We start from the raw sequence: 15,095 nt of genomic DNA, 5'->3' as shown, positions 1-15,095 counted from the left end.
CAAGCTCTATGGCCGTCTACGAGGGGTGGCGCTCCTCCACCAGCTGCACCCCCGAGAGCTGTGCTTTCGGGTCCCGCGCTCCGGCGGTGAGTAGCTGACGGAAGTGCAGAACCAACTCCTGTATCGCATCGCGGTCGAATATCTCGGTAGCGAACTCGGCGCGCAACGACCATCGTGTCGGCGAAACGGGGATCACCTCGACCATCAGGTCAAGCTTGGCAGTTCCGTTGTGAATGGACAGTTGTCGGACCTCCGTGCCGGCGAAGGTTACGGGGGCAGGCGTGACCGATTGAAGTGCGAAGGCGACCTGCGTGAAGGGCTGGCGGCTCCGGTCGCGGGGAGGGCTGAGCTCCTGCACGAGCCGAACGAAAGGCACGTCCGAGTTGCTGAACGCGCCGAGCGCCGATTGCCTCACCCGCTCCATCATCTCCACGAACGTCGGCGCGCCGCCGGTATGGACGCGCAGGACGACCGTGTTCATCAGGAGCCCCACGAGAGACTCCGTACCGGGATGATGGCGGCCCGCGACCGGCACGATCATCGCCACGTCGTCCTGGTCGGCGTATCGTGCCAGCAGTTCCTGGAACGCCGCGGCGACCGCCATGAAGAGCGTGCAGCCGTGATCCTCAGCCGTCGCACGGAGTTGGCCCATGAGGGGACCGGGCAGGTCGACCTCGACCCGATCGCCGCTCACCGGTCGCTGTTTCGGGCGCGGCCTGTCGGTGGGCAGGTCGAAGGGGACGTAGCCGGCGAGGGCTGAACGCCAGTAGTCCAGCTGGCGCGCCAGCCGTTCGCCGCTGAGCCATCGCTGGTACGACGCCGCGAACTCGGAGTACGTGACGTCGAGCGTCAGCAGTCGTGCCGGCCGTGATTCCACGATGCTGTCGTAGAGCTCGCTCAGCTCCTTGGTGAGGACACCGATCGACCAGTCGTCGCAGATGATGTGGTGCAGGCAGAACAGCAGAACATGCCTGTCAGGGCGAAGCCGAACCAGGCTGCCGCGCAGTAGGGGTGCGCGTTCGAGGTCGAAGGGTGTCCGCGCCACCAGGCGCATCTGCGCCTCCAGCACCGCTGGGTCATTCCCCGTCGCATCGACCTCGTCGAGGCTGACGCTCACGTCGGGATGCACCCGCAGGGTGGAGACGCCACGGCTTTCCGGGAAGGACGTGCGCAACACCTCGTGCCGGCTCACCAGGAGGTGCAACGCCTGGTTCAGCGCGGCCACGTCTATCTGCCCCGTGAGCTCGTACGCCAGGGGAACGTTGTATATCGGTAGTTCGGGATACACCTGGTGCAGGAGCCACTGACCGCTTTGGGTGGGGGACAGGCCGCCGGCCGGCTGGCCTGCCGAATCCTCGGCGGCGACGGCCGGCTGGGCGGGGCTTTCCACCCTTGTCGCCCGCGCCGCCAGTGCTGACAGGACCGGATGGGCAAAGATGTCATCCAACCCGATCCGGACATGCTCCGCCGATTCCAGAAGGTGGACCACGCGCATCGCCGCGAGGGAATCGCCACCAAGCGCGAAGAAGTCGTCTGCGGACTCCACCACGTCCACCCCGAGCACCGTCTGCCACGCCCGCGCAATCCGCTGCTCGTCGACACTGAGGGGGGCGGGTTCGTCGCCGACGCGGTCGGCGTGATCGGCAACCGCCTTTACGTCGATCTTGCCGTTCGGCGTGAGCCGCATCTTCTCCACGATGACGATGCTGGCCGGCACCATGTACGACGGCAGCGCGGCGGCGCACATCTCCTGGAGGTGTCGAGCGGTGACCGGTTCCACCAGCGGGCGAGGCTGCACGTGGGCCACCAGGCGACGCCGTCCGTCCGGACGACCGACCACGCCTACGACGGCCCGATCCACCCCCGGGTGGGTGTGCAGTACGTTCTCCACGTCACCGAGTTCGATCCGATGCCCGTTCACCTTCACCTGACGGTCCCGGCGCCCGACGATCTCCAGCGTCCCGTCCGCGCGGTATCGTCCGAGGTCCCCCGTCCGGTACAGGCGGGCGCCAGGGCGGCCGCCGAGGTGGTCGGGCACGAAGCGCTTAGCGGTGAGACCCGGGGACCTCACGTAGCCGCGGCCGACCCCGGAACCACCGAACACCACTTCGCCGACGACCCCGTACGGGACCGGTTGAAGATTCTCGTCGAGCACGTAGACGTCGATGTTGGGGTTGGGGCGCCCCAGAGGCGTGGTGCCTCGACCGCCTGCGGCGGCAACTGCGGTCGCATCCACGCAGCAACCGCCGACGGTGACCTCCGTGGCGCCGTACTGGCTCAGCACCGTCAGCCCCGCTGCCCGGGCCGCGAGGGACCTGACGACCTCCAGTCGCAGCGGTTCACCGCCGACGAACAGCGTCCTGGTGGCCAGTCCTCCGCCCCGCAGTCGAAGCTGCCCTTCGAGGACTTCGAGGTGCGACGGGGTGAGCCGGACGAAGTCGAAGTCGGCGTCGCCGGTGAGCGCGTCGACCACCTTGTCGATCCTCGCGCCGTCGGGCAGCAACACCACCTCCGCGCCCCTCATGAGGGGTACGAAGATGCACGGCACGGTGAAGTCGAAGCTCAGTCGGCTATGCACCAGGGTGCCCTGCCGATGGCCCGTGGGCAGCACGGAATCAGCCCACAGCAGGTAGTTCACGGCACTTCGGTGCTCGATCATCGAGCCTTTCGGCGTGCCGGTGGAGCCGGAGGTGAAGATGACGTACGCCAGATTGCGTGGGGCGGCGAGGGACTCCGGTCGGTCGCTCGGTTGTGCCCGCAGCTCGGTGGCATGCCGATCGACGTCCAGAACGGGAAGACCAGTCGGCACCAGAAGGTCAGCGGTGTCGGCATCCGTGATGGTCAGGCTGACACCGGCGGCCGCGAGAGTGGTCGCCGTCCGCTCCAGAGGCTGATCGCGGTCCTGCGGTACGTATGCTGCGCCAGCCTTGAGGATCGCCAGGATCGCGACGATCACTCTCGGCTCCCGCCCCAGGAGGATGCCTACCCGGCATTCCGGCCCGATCCCGCGCTGACGGAGCAGCCGAGCGAGTTTGTTGGCCTCACGCTCCAGCTCCCCATAGGTAAGCGTGGATTCACCACACGAGACCGCGAGGGCGTCCGGCACCTGATCCGCCTGCCTCTCGAACAGCTCGTGCAGGCACAGGTCGGGCGTACTGGCTGCCCTGCCCCGGCCCCACTGGCGGGTGATCGTGGCGGTCTCGTCGGACGTCAGCAGGGTGAGAAGACGAGCAGGGGTGTGCGGATCAGCGTATGCGCTGCCCAGGAGAGTCATCAGGTGAGTGACCATGCGGCGGGTGGTGTCGCGGTCGAACAATTCGGGGTCGTAGCTGAGCCGACCGTCGAGACCGGCGGAGGTCGCGGTCATCGTCAGTCTGATCTCCGCCCGGAAGGTGCTCCCATCGGCCACGGGAGACTCCAACGGCTCGCCGTGGACCGTCGTCCCCTCGCCGTACCAGGCAAACACCGCGCGTGCCGTCTGGGTCCGAGATCCGGCTCGGTGTCCGCCGTCGCCCGGTTGTTCTGCCGGATTGCCACGGAGGCACCCGAGCTCGGAGGCGTTTGCTCTGGCCAACGCGTCGAACCCCAGTGGCCCGGGATCGCCGCACTCGACGACGGTGCCTGGCTCCGTGGTGTGCTCGTGCGCCCTGGCTGACCCGACGGGCACACCCATGACACCCATGACGAATCGTCTCTGCCCGCTGTACCGGTGCAGCAGCAGGCGCCATGCGGTCTGGAGAACCACCCACCTGTCGGTCCCGACCCGACCAGCCAATGCGTCGACCTGTTCGGCCATGACTCCGGTGATGGCGAATGGCTCGTCCGCCCTACGGCTACCGGCAGCACGAGTACGCGGCCGGTCGGTTGGCAGTTCGAGGAGTGATTCGTCTCCTGGAACCCGGTCGGCTAACTCGGGCGATTGCTCAGTCACGGCCGCTCCTGTGGCAGAGATGGGTTGCGTTCTCTCCTCTGGCGTGGCGTGAAAGGAGAGGGATTGACCAGCAGGAGGAGGGATAACGGAGAGTGGGCAAGGGCGGGGGACGTGAGCCGCGCGGGGAGTGAATGCCGGGCCGGCAGCCCGCTCTAGACGCCACCAGGTCTGCAGGCATCAGCTGAGACCACCCATGCTGACCGTCTGGTCGAGGCCGCCGTCAGGATGGTCTGGAGGGCCACCCCACCCGGGATACCACGGACGGCCGAAGGTAAGACGTCGTGCATGCTTCGGCTCCTTGGGGGCAGCGCATAGACAGAGAATTAGTGATACTGTTGCGGAGCGGAATCGAGCGGCCACACGTCTGACGGTGTGCCTTCCGGCCCCTTGCGTCTGAAGACGGACAGATGCATGAATGGCTCCAGCCCTCGTGTGGATGGATGCCCGGGGAAAGGTATGCTGACCCGACGGCTTTCGCCGCGAGTAGGCGAGCGTTCATGTGATCGCAGCAAACAACCTCAAAAAATCAACTCACCATAAGGTGAGCGCCGCATCCGACTGCATGTATTAGTAGTCGGATGCCGCTTTACCATGTATTGCCCTCCTGGTGGGGGATCCTACGCACAGCGAGTGGATCAAAGCAACACCTTCGATCCTCACTTAGGGGTCGGTGGGCGGTGGGCACGCCGCAGGTCGACGCCGGCCTCACCAGGGCCGTCGCCGCGGCCCCCTCACCCTGTCCGTCGCCGTGACGACGACGGCGTCCTGCGCGGCGTCCTCGGCGACGGCACCCAGAGAATCTGCCGATCGCCACCGGTCTCACCATCGGGAAACTGGACCTTCTCGTCCGCAACGGCGAGGCGCCTCCGGTCGGCCGCAGAGCGAAGATGGCGAACTTCACCGGAGCAGAGCCGCGGAACGTTTCGGAGCGCCGCCCGGCGGTCCCGCCGCCCTGAGGTGGGCAGCGGCAGCAAGCTACCGAGGCCAGAAGCACTCATCCGCACATCGGCACGACCGTGCACTGCGCCGGGCGGCAGCCAACGCGCGGACAACGGCAGATCCGGATGCCGGAACACGGCGGCTTCAGGCATCCTCTCTGGGTGGATGCCAGCGGGGCCAGGATCGTTCTGGTGGATGATCTGCGTTCCTTCGTGGACGGCCGCAGTGCGGGAGTGGCCCGTAGCAGTGCGGCTGGGGTTCAGCTCCTCGACCGGTACCGGGGGCAGCGGTTGGACGAGTTGTGGCTGGACCATGACCTGGGCGGGGACGACACGATCTGGCCGGTCGTGGAGGTGCTGGAACGGGCCGCCTTCGAGGATCGCCGGTTCGACATCGGTGTCGTCTACGTCCACTCCGCCAACCCGGCTGGTGCCACGAAGATCGTCCAGGTTCTGCGGCGTTGGGGCTACCAGGTCCACGTCGCGTCGGGCTCGACGGACGTCGGCTATCTCGACGGGACCGCCAGCGCGAGCTGACCGGTCTGGGTGAACTCCGATCGGGTCATCGTTGTCGGCGACTTGATTACGGCATGCCTGCCCTTCGGCAACCCACCAGCTCGTTGGGACGCCGTGCGGCGATCGGATTGCGGCATGACAGTGCGTTGTCATGGCGCCCTGCCAGCATTTCCCGAACCCGTTCAGAACCGTCACTGTCAATCGGGCGCGTCAATCAGCCTGGCGAAGGAGACCACTTCGCACCGTGTCCAAGGGCTGTCGCTCGATGGCATGTGCAGTGGTGGTCCTCACGCGACGTTCCCGCCATGACGGCGTCGCGGCGCTGCTGGCCGGGCGCACCGATGGTGAACTGGCAGCGTTGTTGCGGGCCGCGTCACTCAAGGGCGTGGGCGTGGGCGGCAGCTCTTCGATCGCCGACGTCGACGGCGTGCCCGTGTTCGTCAAGCGGGTCCCGATCACCGACCGGGAGCTGGCTCATCCACACAGCACAGCGAACCTGTTCGGCATGCCAGTCCATTGGCAATACGGCATGTACCGCCTGGCTGGCCCGGGCTTCGGCGCGTGGCGCGAACTGGCCGCGAACCAGAGCGTCACTGAGGGCGTCCTCGCCGGCGAGGCGGAATCGTTCCCGTTGCTGCACCACTGGCGGGTGCTGCCCGGCCGCCCGCCGGTCGCGGCCGAGCACCTCGACATCGACGCCGTCGTCGCCCAGTTCGGCGGTAACCAGGCCGTGCGTGTGCGCTTTGAAGCGCTGGCGGGCGCCACCGCGAGCCTCGTGCTGTTCCTCGAACATCTCCCCGACGAGCTGCCTCGCTGGCTGAGCGACCCGGTCGGCAGAGCCGCGGCGGTCGAGCGGCAGCTGTTCGAGATGGTGGCGTTCCTGCGTAACCGCGAGATACTGCACTTGGACGGACACTTCGGCAACATCCGGGCCGACGAAGAGCGGCTTTACCTCGTCGACTTCGGGCTCGCCACCTCGCCGCGCTTCGACCTGTCGGACGCCGAGCGCGACTTCGCTGCCCGCAATGCCGGTCATGATGCCGACTATGCTTCCATGCGGCTGGTGAACTGGTTGGTCACCTCAGTATGCGGGGTGCCCGTGCCGGTCGGCAGCGGTCCCGTTGCACGCGACCAGTTTGTGCGCCGATGCGCGGCCGGCGATATCCCACCGGACCTGCCGCCGCCCATAGGGGAAATCATCGCCAGACATGCCCCCGCCGCCGCCCGGATGAACGACTTCTGCTGGCGCTTGTTCGACGGCGACCTTCAGGCCGAGTATCCCGGCAACGAGAATACAGTCCAGATCATTGCGGATCGGGCAGGTTGAGCAAGGGAACTAGGCACTCACATCGGCATGAGCGAGCACCGCGTCGGGTCGTGGAGGCGCGTCCGGCTGAGAGGGCTCGCGCGCACAGACGGGCCCCAACGCCTGGCTAGGATCCGTCAAGGCTGGCTGATCTTCAGCCGAGCGGGATAGCGCCGATAAGGCACATCCACGGTTAAGTATCGGTTTGTGTCGATTGCTGCGCATGAACCAAACCCAACGGCGCAGCAGGTCATCGTCGATGCCGTAGGCCGACTGGTGTGGGCCTCACCGGCACTACCGGGCTCGGCGCGCGACCTCACCGCCGCCCGCATTCACGGCATCACCGACGCGCTGACCAGCGCAGACGTGATGACCTTCGCCGACAAGGGCTACCAGGGCGCTCGCGGCAGCGTGCGCACACCCTTCAAGCGGCGACGCTTCCGACCGAAGCTGTCACGCCGACAGAAGGCGGTCAACCGGACACACGCACGCAACCGTGCTCGTGGCGAACGCGCCATCGCCACGCTCAAGACCTGGAAGATCCTGTCCAAGCTGCGCTGCTGCCCACGCCGCGCCACCGCCATCGTGCAGGCCATCCTCGTCCTGCACCACGTCGAAGCCAACCGCTACGCAGGATGAACATGGTTCATTCATGATGGTCATTGTTGCGCACTGTGATACTCATACAACCCTGCGCACTTCACGCTGTCAGGGATCGCAGAGACTAGGAGTCTGTCATGCTCGTCCCGACCATGCGGCGATCGGCGGCCCGAGCCGCCGTGATCCTGCTGGCCACGGCAGCGGCCACGGCCGTAATCGCCGGCCCGGCCTCGGCCCACCCGGCCCTGACCATCTCCGCCAGCCCCACCACCGTCACCGCCGGATCGACCGTCACTCTGACGATCACCGGAACCTCGAACGGCAACTACACCAACGCCCGCATCGAGGTTTCCGCCGGCTCCGGCACCGCCGGCACCACCGGCACGCTCACCTCGTTCACGTCTGGCCCCACCTGCGGCTCGGGCATCCCGTCCACACCCACCTGCTCAGAGATCACCAACAAGTACAAGCTCTACCCGATCAATCTCACCAACAACCAGGCGTTTTCCTACACCATCACCTTCACAGTCGACTCCGCCACAACGGCGGGCACGTTCAAGGGCAACGCCCAGTTCTACACCTCCAGCAACAGCACCATTGGCCTGACCACCGGCCCCACCATCACCGTCAACCCCGCCACGTCCGACCTGATCCTCACCAAGGGGCCTGTCAACCGCAGCGGCAACCAGCTCAATTTCAACTGGACCAGCGCCAACGTGGGACCGGTCGCCAGCACCAACCCGAACGTCTTCTCGGGCAGCGCCGACCCAGCCGGCTTCGCCAGCCAGGTCTCCAGTGCCTGCACCAGCGGTTTCGTCTCCGGACAGTCCTTCTCCTGCGGCCTGAACTTCGTCATTCCCGCAGGCGCGACCAACCAGCCAGGAAACGCCTTCTTCAACGTCAACCTGCTCGCGCTCGGCACCTACACGGTGTCCATCAGCCTGATCCCGGCCAACGAAGCCAACCCCGCCGACAACACCATCAGCTGGAACTGCACCGTGCTGACCGGTCTCATCATCACCTGCACCTGATCCCCGGATCCAACCCGCCATGGTTGCCCACGTAACCGAAGCGGCCACGTGGGCAACCATGGCCGGACCATGAGCTATCTTCCATCCTGCGTAGCGGCCCGCTTCGACGTGATGCACGACCAGGATGGCCTGCACGATCGCGGTGGCTTGGTGGGGGCAGCAGCGCAACTTGGTCAGGATTCTCCAGGTCTTGAGCGTGGCGATGGCCCGTTCGCCGCGAGCGCGGCCGGGCGTACGCGATCGGCAGAGGGCTGCCGGAGCGTCCGGCGACACCGGTCGAGGGTCCACGCGGGGATCCGCCGGCGATGCCAGGCGGCGGGATCGATCGGCTGGGCCGGCCGTGATCTGCGCGGTGCCCCCGACCGGCTCCGGATCGCCGAAGACCGCGTCGGCCTGGTCCTCGGCGCACCCGCTGTGTGTGACGCCGCTGGATCACTTCCATGTTGTCCCGGCACTGGCCGAGGACGTCCACGCCACCGGCCGGTCGGCGGTTTCCACGGCCCGTGCCGTTCGGGCAGATCCCGCCCCGGCGACCCGTCGCCGGGCTCCGCCCGCCGACCGCGAGGTCGGCTCGATCCGTCGTTGGTGACGGAGTGTAATCGATCTTGTGGGCGCTGGAGTGGCCCGCGGCGCGCAGGTGCCTGGTGATCTCGCTCGGCGACCGGGGCTGAGCTGCGAAGCCGTCGGCGTGTCCCAGCAGTCGGACGACTTCGAAGATGAAAGTGCTTCTTGATTCATTCGTAACATGCAGCTCACATTGTGGTGCTTGACACAGCCCGCGGCTGACACCATCATTGGAAACAACCAAGCGCTTGCTAGGTTCTGGGGAGGGGTGGCACCTCATTCCCGGCCGGAGCCTCGTGGGCGCGCGGCAGCCACCGGTCGGCCGTCCGGGCCGGCCGACCGACTTCGACGCGAGACGCACAACTACCTATCACTGACGACCGGCAAGGCAGGGATAGAAGTGGCCGTATCAAGAAGTGGCACCACCGGTCTGGCGACGGGCCTGGTTGCCCTGTTGCTGGCCGTCACCGGCTGTGGTGGAGGCGGCGGCAACGACAAGCCCACCGATGGGACCGCCTCCGGGTCCCCCATCATCATCGGGATGGACGAGGACAGCACCGGTCCGGGCGCGTCCTACAGCACGATCGCCGGCGAGACGATCCGGCTGGCCGTGCAGGACGTCAACGACAAGGGCGGGGTCCTCGGCCGTCCGCTACGCCTGGTCGTCGAGAACGACGAGAGCGATCCGACCAAGGTTCCCGCGGTGCTGCAGAAGCTCGCCGGACAGGGTGCCAAGGCACTGCTGCTGCAGAGCGGCAGCGCGGCGATCATGCAGGCCAAGTCGACGCTGACCCAGCTCGGGTTGCCGGCGATCGCACCGACCGGCGTCACCGCCACGCTGGTCGAGCCGCCCAACAACGAGCTGATCTACATGCTCGCCAACACCACCGCCGACTGGGCCGACGTCTACTGCGGCGCGTTCAAGGCGGCGAACATCAGCAAGCTGGGCGTGTTGACCGACGACACCACCACCATCGCCGCGCTCAACAAGTCGCTGCTGGGCGGGCTCGGCTGCGTCACGGTGGTGGCCACCGAGAAGGGCGCCGCCAACGCCTCCGACCTCTCCGCCCAGGTGGCCCGGCTGAAGAACGCCAACCCGGACGCCGTGCTGGTGACGAGCGTCGGCGGCGCCTTCGAGGTGCTCGCCCAGAACACCCTGGCCCGGCAGTTCTCCGGCAAGCCGCGGTTCTCGCTGGCGTCGATCGGCAACCAGCCCTCCTCCTGGAAACTGGCCAACGCCGGTGCGCTGGAGGGCCTGATCTTCATGGGCTCGATCAACCAGGAGAACCCCCGCACCAAGGCGCTCACCGAGCTGCTCAAGAAGAAGCACGGCAAGGACTACGAGGTCACCGCGTACGACGCGCAGGCCTGGGACTCGGTGCAGCTGCTGAAGCTGGCCATCGAGAAGGCCGGCAGCCCGGACGACCCGGCGAAGCTGAACACCGCGATCCAGAGCCTCACCGGCTACTCGGCCAGCTTCGGACAGCCGAACTTCACCCTGTCGTTCTCGGCGACGAAGCATCTCGGCGCGGATGGCCTGTGCGGGCTCTCCCTGATCGAGTTCGGTGCCGACAACAAGCCGAAGGGCCCCTGGTCCACCTTCCAGCCGCCCTGTTCCGGTTGATCCGGTGGAGGGGGCCGGCCGTCGAGGCCGGTCTCCTCCCGCCGTTCCCGAGGGAGTGACGATGACAGATCCCCAGCTCTGGCTCTCCGCGGTGGAGATGGGCTGTTTCTTCGGCATGCTGGCCCTGGCCTACTACCTTGTCCAGGTCGGTGCCGGTTTCTTCAACTTCGCCATCGGCCCGTACGCGATGATGGGCGGCCTCTGCACGAGTTGGCTGGTCATCGAGTACGACCTCGGCGTCTGGTCGGCCGCCGGCATAGCGGTGGCGGTCACCCTGCTGCTCGCGGCCGTCACCGAGCTGGGCGTCGTCCGGCCGGTGCAGCGGCGCAGCGGCGGCGGTGAGCTTCCCGCCCTGGTCGCGGTGGCCGCTGTGCTCTTCGCCATCCAGCAGTTCGCCGGGTACCTCTTCGGCCACCCGACGTTGCCGGGGCAGAACCTGGCCACCTTCGAACCGGTCACGGTCGGCGAGATCGTGGTCCAGCCCAGCTCGTTCCTGCTGATCGGCGTGACGCTGTTCGCCTTCGGCCTGGTCGCGGTCTGGATCAGATCAACCCGGACCGGCCGGATGTTGCGGGCGGTCGGGGACAGCAAACAGGCGGCGTCCCTGCTCGGCCTGCCGGTCAACCGGATCCGGCTGATCGCCTTCCTGCTGGCGGGCTTCCTCGCCGCGCTGGCCGGGCTGCTCTTCGCCCCCAAGGCCGGCGTGCACTCGCTCTCGGGACTGCACTGGTCGCTGTCCGGCTTCCTCGCCGTCGTGATCGGCGGCACGGGTTCGGTCTGGGCGCCTCTCTTCGGCGGGATGCTGCTCGGCCTGGCCGAGGTCTTCCTGCCCTATTACTTCGGGGGCCAGTCACACGTGTACGGGATGCTCCTGATCGCCCTGCTCTTCTTCGCCTTCCGTCCCCAGGGACTCTTCGTCCGGATGGTGCGCGCATGACCGGCACGGCGGCGCCTCGCATCGAGGGCCCGCCGAGGCGCCGCGACATCCGTCAGGTGCCCGGCATCGGCGGGCTCGCCCTCGGCGTCGCCGCGGCGGTGCTGATCCTGGCCTGGGTGGGCTCCGACGGCTACCGGCAGACGCTCGTCACCGCCAGTGTCACGTACGCGCTGATCGCCCTCGGCATGTACGTGCCGTACCTGATGGCGGGCTCGCTGTCGATGGCCTACAGCGCGTACGCCGGCATCGGTGGGTACGCCGTCGGCCTGATCTCGACCCGTACCGACCTGCCACTCCTGCTGGCCTGGATCGCGGGCCCGATCGTGGCGGCGCTCATCGCGGTCCTGTTGGGGCTCGCCACCCGGCGGCTGTCCGGGTTCTTCCTCGCGGCGGTGACCCTGCTCTTCGGGATGGCGTTCACCGCGTTCCTCATCGACGGCGAGGGGATCACCGGCGGCTCCGCCGGCCTGGGCAACCTGCGTCCGCTGCACCTGTTCGGCTGGACGCCGAGCCACTACCAGGTGGTGGTCGGCTCGGTGGTGGTGGTCTGCGTCGTCGCCTTCCTGCTGGACCGGTTGCGCCTGTCGCCGTGGGGCGTGATCGTGCGGACGATGCGGGACGCTCCCCGGGCGGTGGAGGCGGCCGGTGTCCGCGTACCGATGATGAACCTGGTCGCGCTGGCGCTCGGCGCGGCGATCGCCGCGGTCGGCGGCGGCCTGTTCACCTACTCGGCCGGCAGCGTCACGCCCGATACCTTCACGCTGAACATCGTCTTCCTGGCGATCTTCATGCCGCTGATCGGCGGCTCCGGCACCCCCTGGGGCGCGGTCGCCGGCGCCGTGCTCGCCGTCCAGCTGACCTTGAACTTCCCGGCCGTGCAGGCCAGCGGCACGTTGCTGCTCGCGCTGGGCGTGCTGGTCATCATGCTGGTCGCGCCGAAGGGCGTGATCGGCTACGCCGACGAGCTGAGACGGCGCGCGATCGCGTTGCCACGGAGGGGGCGTACCGGTGGATGAGACGGAGCTGCTGGTCGGCCGCGGCCTGACCAAGCGGTACGGCGGGGTGACCGCGCTGGCGGAGGTGTCCTTCGAGCTGCGTCCGGGCGAGATCCTCGGCCTGGTCGGGCCGAACGGAGCCGGCAAGACGACCCTGGTGGACCTGATCTCCGGCGCGCAGGCGGCCACCGCCGGCGAGCTGCTGCTGCGCGGTCGCAAGCTCACCGGTCCGGCGTCCCGGCGGGCTCGGGTCGGCCTCGGGCGGACCTTCCAGTACCCGCAGCTGGCGCTGCACCTGAGCGTGCGGGACAACCTGCTGCTCGGCCGGCACGCGCGACGGCACGGCACGCCCTGGCAGATGCTGGTCGGCGCGTTCGCCGGCGCAATGCGCCCGGAGCGCCCCGCCGACCGGGAGGCCGTCAGGCAACTGGCGGGGGAACTGGGCATCGAGGGGCTCGACCGGATGGCGGGTGACCTCACGTTGGGCGAGCAACGCCTCGTCGAGGTCGGCCGGGCCCTGGGCCAGGATCCGGTGGTCCTGCTGCTCGACGAGCCCTTCGCCGGGTCGGACGCCCAGGGTGTCGCCGGCATCGCCGAGGTCATCCGGACCGTCCAGCGGCGGGGGCACGCGGTGATCCTGGTCGACCACAACGTGGACCTGGTCGCCCGGCTGGTCGACCGGGTGCTGCTGCTCGACCGGGGCCGGGTCGCCTTCGACGGTGCTCCGGGGGAGTGCCTGGCCAGCCCGGAGATGCAGCGGGTCTACTTCGGCGCGCACGACGCCGACGACGACGGTGCGGAGGACGAGGGTGGGGCCCGGGACGAGGCGCCGGCCGGTGCCGGCCCGGCCGGGACCGACGCCGCGGCCGTGCCCGGCAACCAGGTGCGACGACAGGGGAGGGTGGAGGATGTCCGCTCATGAGTTGCGGGTGGAGGGGCTGAGCGTCCGGTACGGGCACGCCAGCGCCCTCTCCGCCGCGACGGTGACGGTGCCGGGCGGCACCATCACCGCGCTGGTCGGGCCGAACGGCGCGGGCAAGAGCAGCCTGCTGCTCGCCGCCTACGGCTCGGTGCCCGCCACCGGTCAGGTCCTGCTGGACGGCACCGACGTCAGCCGGCTGCGGCCGGCGGCCCGGGCCCGGGCGGGGATCGCGATCGTCCCACAGGGGCGGCAGCTCTTTCCGCACCTCGACGTCGTCGACAATCTCCAGGTGATGGCGGAACTGCTGCACCTGCCGCGCAGCGTCGTGCAGGGCGCGCTGGACCGCTTCCCGATCCTGCAGACCCGCCGCCGCAGCCTGGTCGGGGTGCTCTCCGGCGGCGAGCAGCAGATGCTGGTGGTGGCGCGGGCGCTGATGGGCTCGCCCCGGGTGCTGCTGCTGGACGAGATGACGACCGGGCTGGCCCCGCTGATCGTGCAGGAGCTCGGCCGGACGGTGACCGCGCTGGCCGCCGAGGGCGTGGCGGTGTTGCTCGCCGAGCCGGCCCTGGGGGTGCTGCGCCGGATCGTCGACCGTGGCTACGTACTCGTCCGGGGCGAGGTGGTGGCCTGTGAGGAGGGGGGCGGCCGTGCGTTGGACGACGCGTACCGCGCCGCTATGGGTGTGCAACGTCCTCGCGAGCTGCGCCCGGCGAGCTGACTCTCGCCGGGCGGGCGCCGCCCACGGGCGGCCACCCGGGTGGCCGCCCGTGGGCGGCGAGCAGTTGGCCGGTGACGAACCGGGCCCGGTCGCTGGCCAGGGCCCGGTCACTGCCGAGCAAGGGATTGGTGGGCTGTCGGCATGGGGTTCAAGCTCGGCGTGATGCCGGTGCTGGGTGGGCGCGGCGCGGCCGACCCCGGCGTCACCGCGGCCTTCGTGCGGCGGATCGAGGAACTGGGCTGCGAGTCGGTCTGGGCGGTGGAGCACCTGGTGGTGCCGGACACCTACCGGTCCGACTATCCCTACGACCCGAGCGGCCGGATGGGGCTGGGGCCCGCCGACGACATCCCCGACCCGCTGGAGTGGTTGACCTTCGCGGCGGCGCACACCAGCCGGCTGGTGCTCGGCACGGCCATGCTGATCCTTCCCCTGCACCACCCCGTCGGCCTGGCCAAGAGGCTGGCCACGCTGGACGTGCTCAGCGGCGGCCGGTTGATAGCCGGGGTCGGCGTGGGCTGGCTCCGCGAGGAGTACGACGCGGTCGGGGTGCCGTTCACCGGGCGGGGCCGGCTCGCCGACGAGTATCTCGACGTGCTGCGCGCCCTCTGGACCGGCGCACCGGCCAGCCACCAGGGCTCTGCCGTGCGCTTCGACGCGGTGCACAGCGCGCCACGGCCCACCCGACCGGGCGGGGTCCCCATCATGGTCGGCGGGCACAGCGTCGCGGCGGTGCGCCGCGCCGCCCGCTTCGCCACCGACTTCTATCCCCTCGGCGTGGACGTGCCGGCCCTGGCCCGGCTGCTGGACCGGCTCCGCGCCGAGTGCGCGGCGCTCGGCCGGGATCCGGTCGAGGTCGCGGTGACCGTACGGGGCCCGGGGACCCGGGCGGAGGCGGACGCCCTGCGTGAGCTGGGCGTGGCGCGGGTGGTCATCCGGGCCGACCCCCGGGACCCGGAACTGCTCGCCACGACGATCGACAGGTACCGGCGCGAGATCCTGGGAGAGTGACGGCG

The 15,095-nt window shown here is 68.9% G+C and carries 10 protein-coding genes and 2 pseudogenes; 10 read left to right on the top strand and 2 right to left on the bottom strand.

Translation table 11 applies throughout. The annotated features are described in order from the left end of the window. Positions 1 to 16 precede the first annotated feature (16 nt). Positions 17 to 3,796: a non-ribosomal peptide synthetase gene (locus F6X68_RS00430; protein ID WP_151452330.1), complete on the bottom strand. Its 3,780-nt coding sequence runs from the start codon at positions 3,794 to 3,796 to the stop codon at positions 17 to 19. Positions 3,797 to 5,031: 1,235 nt separating this feature from the next. On the opposite strand from F6X68_RS00430, the gene F6X68_RS00425 reads away from it, so the two are divergent. The 4 genes and pseudogenes from F6X68_RS00425 (at position 5,032) to F6X68_RS33335 (ending at position 8,322) form a co-directional block, all read left to right on the top strand. Next, the gene (locus tag F6X68_RS00425; RefSeq protein ID WP_225851859.1) at positions 5,032 to 5,406 is read left to right on the top strand and encodes a cyclic-phosphate processing receiver domain-containing protein; all 375 of its coding nucleotides are present in this window, start codon (positions 5,032 to 5,034) and stop codon (positions 5,404 to 5,406) included. 256 nt (positions 5,407 to 5,662) lie between these two features. Further along, the gene (locus F6X68_RS00420) at positions 5,663 to 6,712 is read left to right on the top strand and encodes an aminoglycoside phosphotransferase family protein (RefSeq protein ID WP_225851857.1); all 1,050 of its coding nucleotides are present in this window, start codon (positions 5,663 to 5,665) and stop codon (positions 6,710 to 6,712) included. 225 nt (positions 6,713 to 6,937) lie between these two features. Next, positions 6,938 to 7,330: pseudogene (locus F6X68_RS00415) on the top strand (transposase family protein); the annotation flags it as partial. A gap of 98 nt (positions 7,331 to 7,428) precedes the next feature. After that, positions 7,429 to 8,322 carry a hypothetical protein gene (locus tag F6X68_RS33335; RefSeq protein ID WP_192581214.1) on the top strand — a complete coding sequence of 298 codons (894 nt, stop codon included), beginning with the start codon at positions 7,429 to 7,431 and terminating at the stop codon, positions 8,320 to 8,322. A gap of 84 nt (positions 8,323 to 8,406) precedes the next feature. Here F6X68_RS33335 and F6X68_RS00410 read toward each other — a convergent pair. Beyond that, positions 8,407 to 8,547 (bottom strand): annotated as a pseudogene (locus F6X68_RS00410) (IS5/IS1182 family transposase); the annotation flags it as partial. A gap of 520 nt (positions 8,548 to 9,067) precedes the next feature. Here F6X68_RS00410 and F6X68_RS00405 point away from each other — a divergent pair. The 6 genes from F6X68_RS00405 (at position 9,068) to F6X68_RS00380 (ending at position 15,090) form a co-directional block, all read left to right on the top strand. Next, entirely contained in the window at positions 9,068 to 10,510 is a 1,443-nt protein-coding gene (locus F6X68_RS00405; protein WP_225851855.1) for an ABC transporter substrate-binding protein, read from the top strand. A gap of 61 nt (positions 10,511 to 10,571) precedes the next feature. Then, positions 10,572 to 11,447 carry a branched-chain amino acid ABC transporter permease gene (locus tag F6X68_RS00400; RefSeq protein WP_151452327.1) on the top strand — a complete coding sequence of 292 codons (876 nt, stop codon included), beginning with the start codon at positions 10,572 to 10,574 and terminating at the stop codon, positions 11,445 to 11,447. Next, positions 11,444 to 12,463 carry a branched-chain amino acid ABC transporter permease gene (locus F6X68_RS00395; protein WP_151452326.1) on the top strand — a complete coding sequence of 340 codons (1,020 nt, stop codon included), beginning with the start codon at positions 11,444 to 11,446 and terminating at the stop codon, positions 12,461 to 12,463. The genes F6X68_RS00400 and F6X68_RS00395 overlap by 4 nt, the downstream gene beginning before the upstream one ends. After that, the gene (locus F6X68_RS00390; RefSeq protein ID WP_225851853.1) at positions 12,456 to 13,364 is read left to right on the top strand and encodes an ABC transporter ATP-binding protein; all 909 of its coding nucleotides are present in this window, start codon (positions 12,456 to 12,458) and stop codon (positions 13,362 to 13,364) included. The genes F6X68_RS00395 and F6X68_RS00390 overlap by 8 nt, the downstream gene beginning before the upstream one ends. Beyond that, entirely contained in the window at positions 13,351 to 14,082 is a 732-nt protein-coding gene (locus F6X68_RS00385; RefSeq protein WP_151452325.1) for an ABC transporter ATP-binding protein, read from the top strand. The genes F6X68_RS00390 and F6X68_RS00385 overlap by 14 nt, the downstream gene beginning before the upstream one ends. A gap of 141 nt (positions 14,083 to 14,223) precedes the next feature. Continuing rightward, positions 14,224 to 15,090, top strand: coding sequence for an LLM class F420-dependent oxidoreductase (locus F6X68_RS00380; protein ID WP_151452324.1), 867 nt, complete (start codon positions 14,224 to 14,226; stop codon positions 15,088 to 15,090). Positions 15,091 to 15,095 lie beyond the last annotated feature (5 nt).

The sequence above is a fragment of the Micromonospora sp. AMSO12t genome, assembly GCF_008806585.1.
GTDB lineage: Bacteria > Actinomycetota > Actinomycetes > Mycobacteriales > Micromonosporaceae > Micromonospora > Micromonospora reichwaldensis.
Note: the sequence above shows the minus strand (reverse complement) of the source record. Positions and strands in the feature narration are given on the sequence as shown.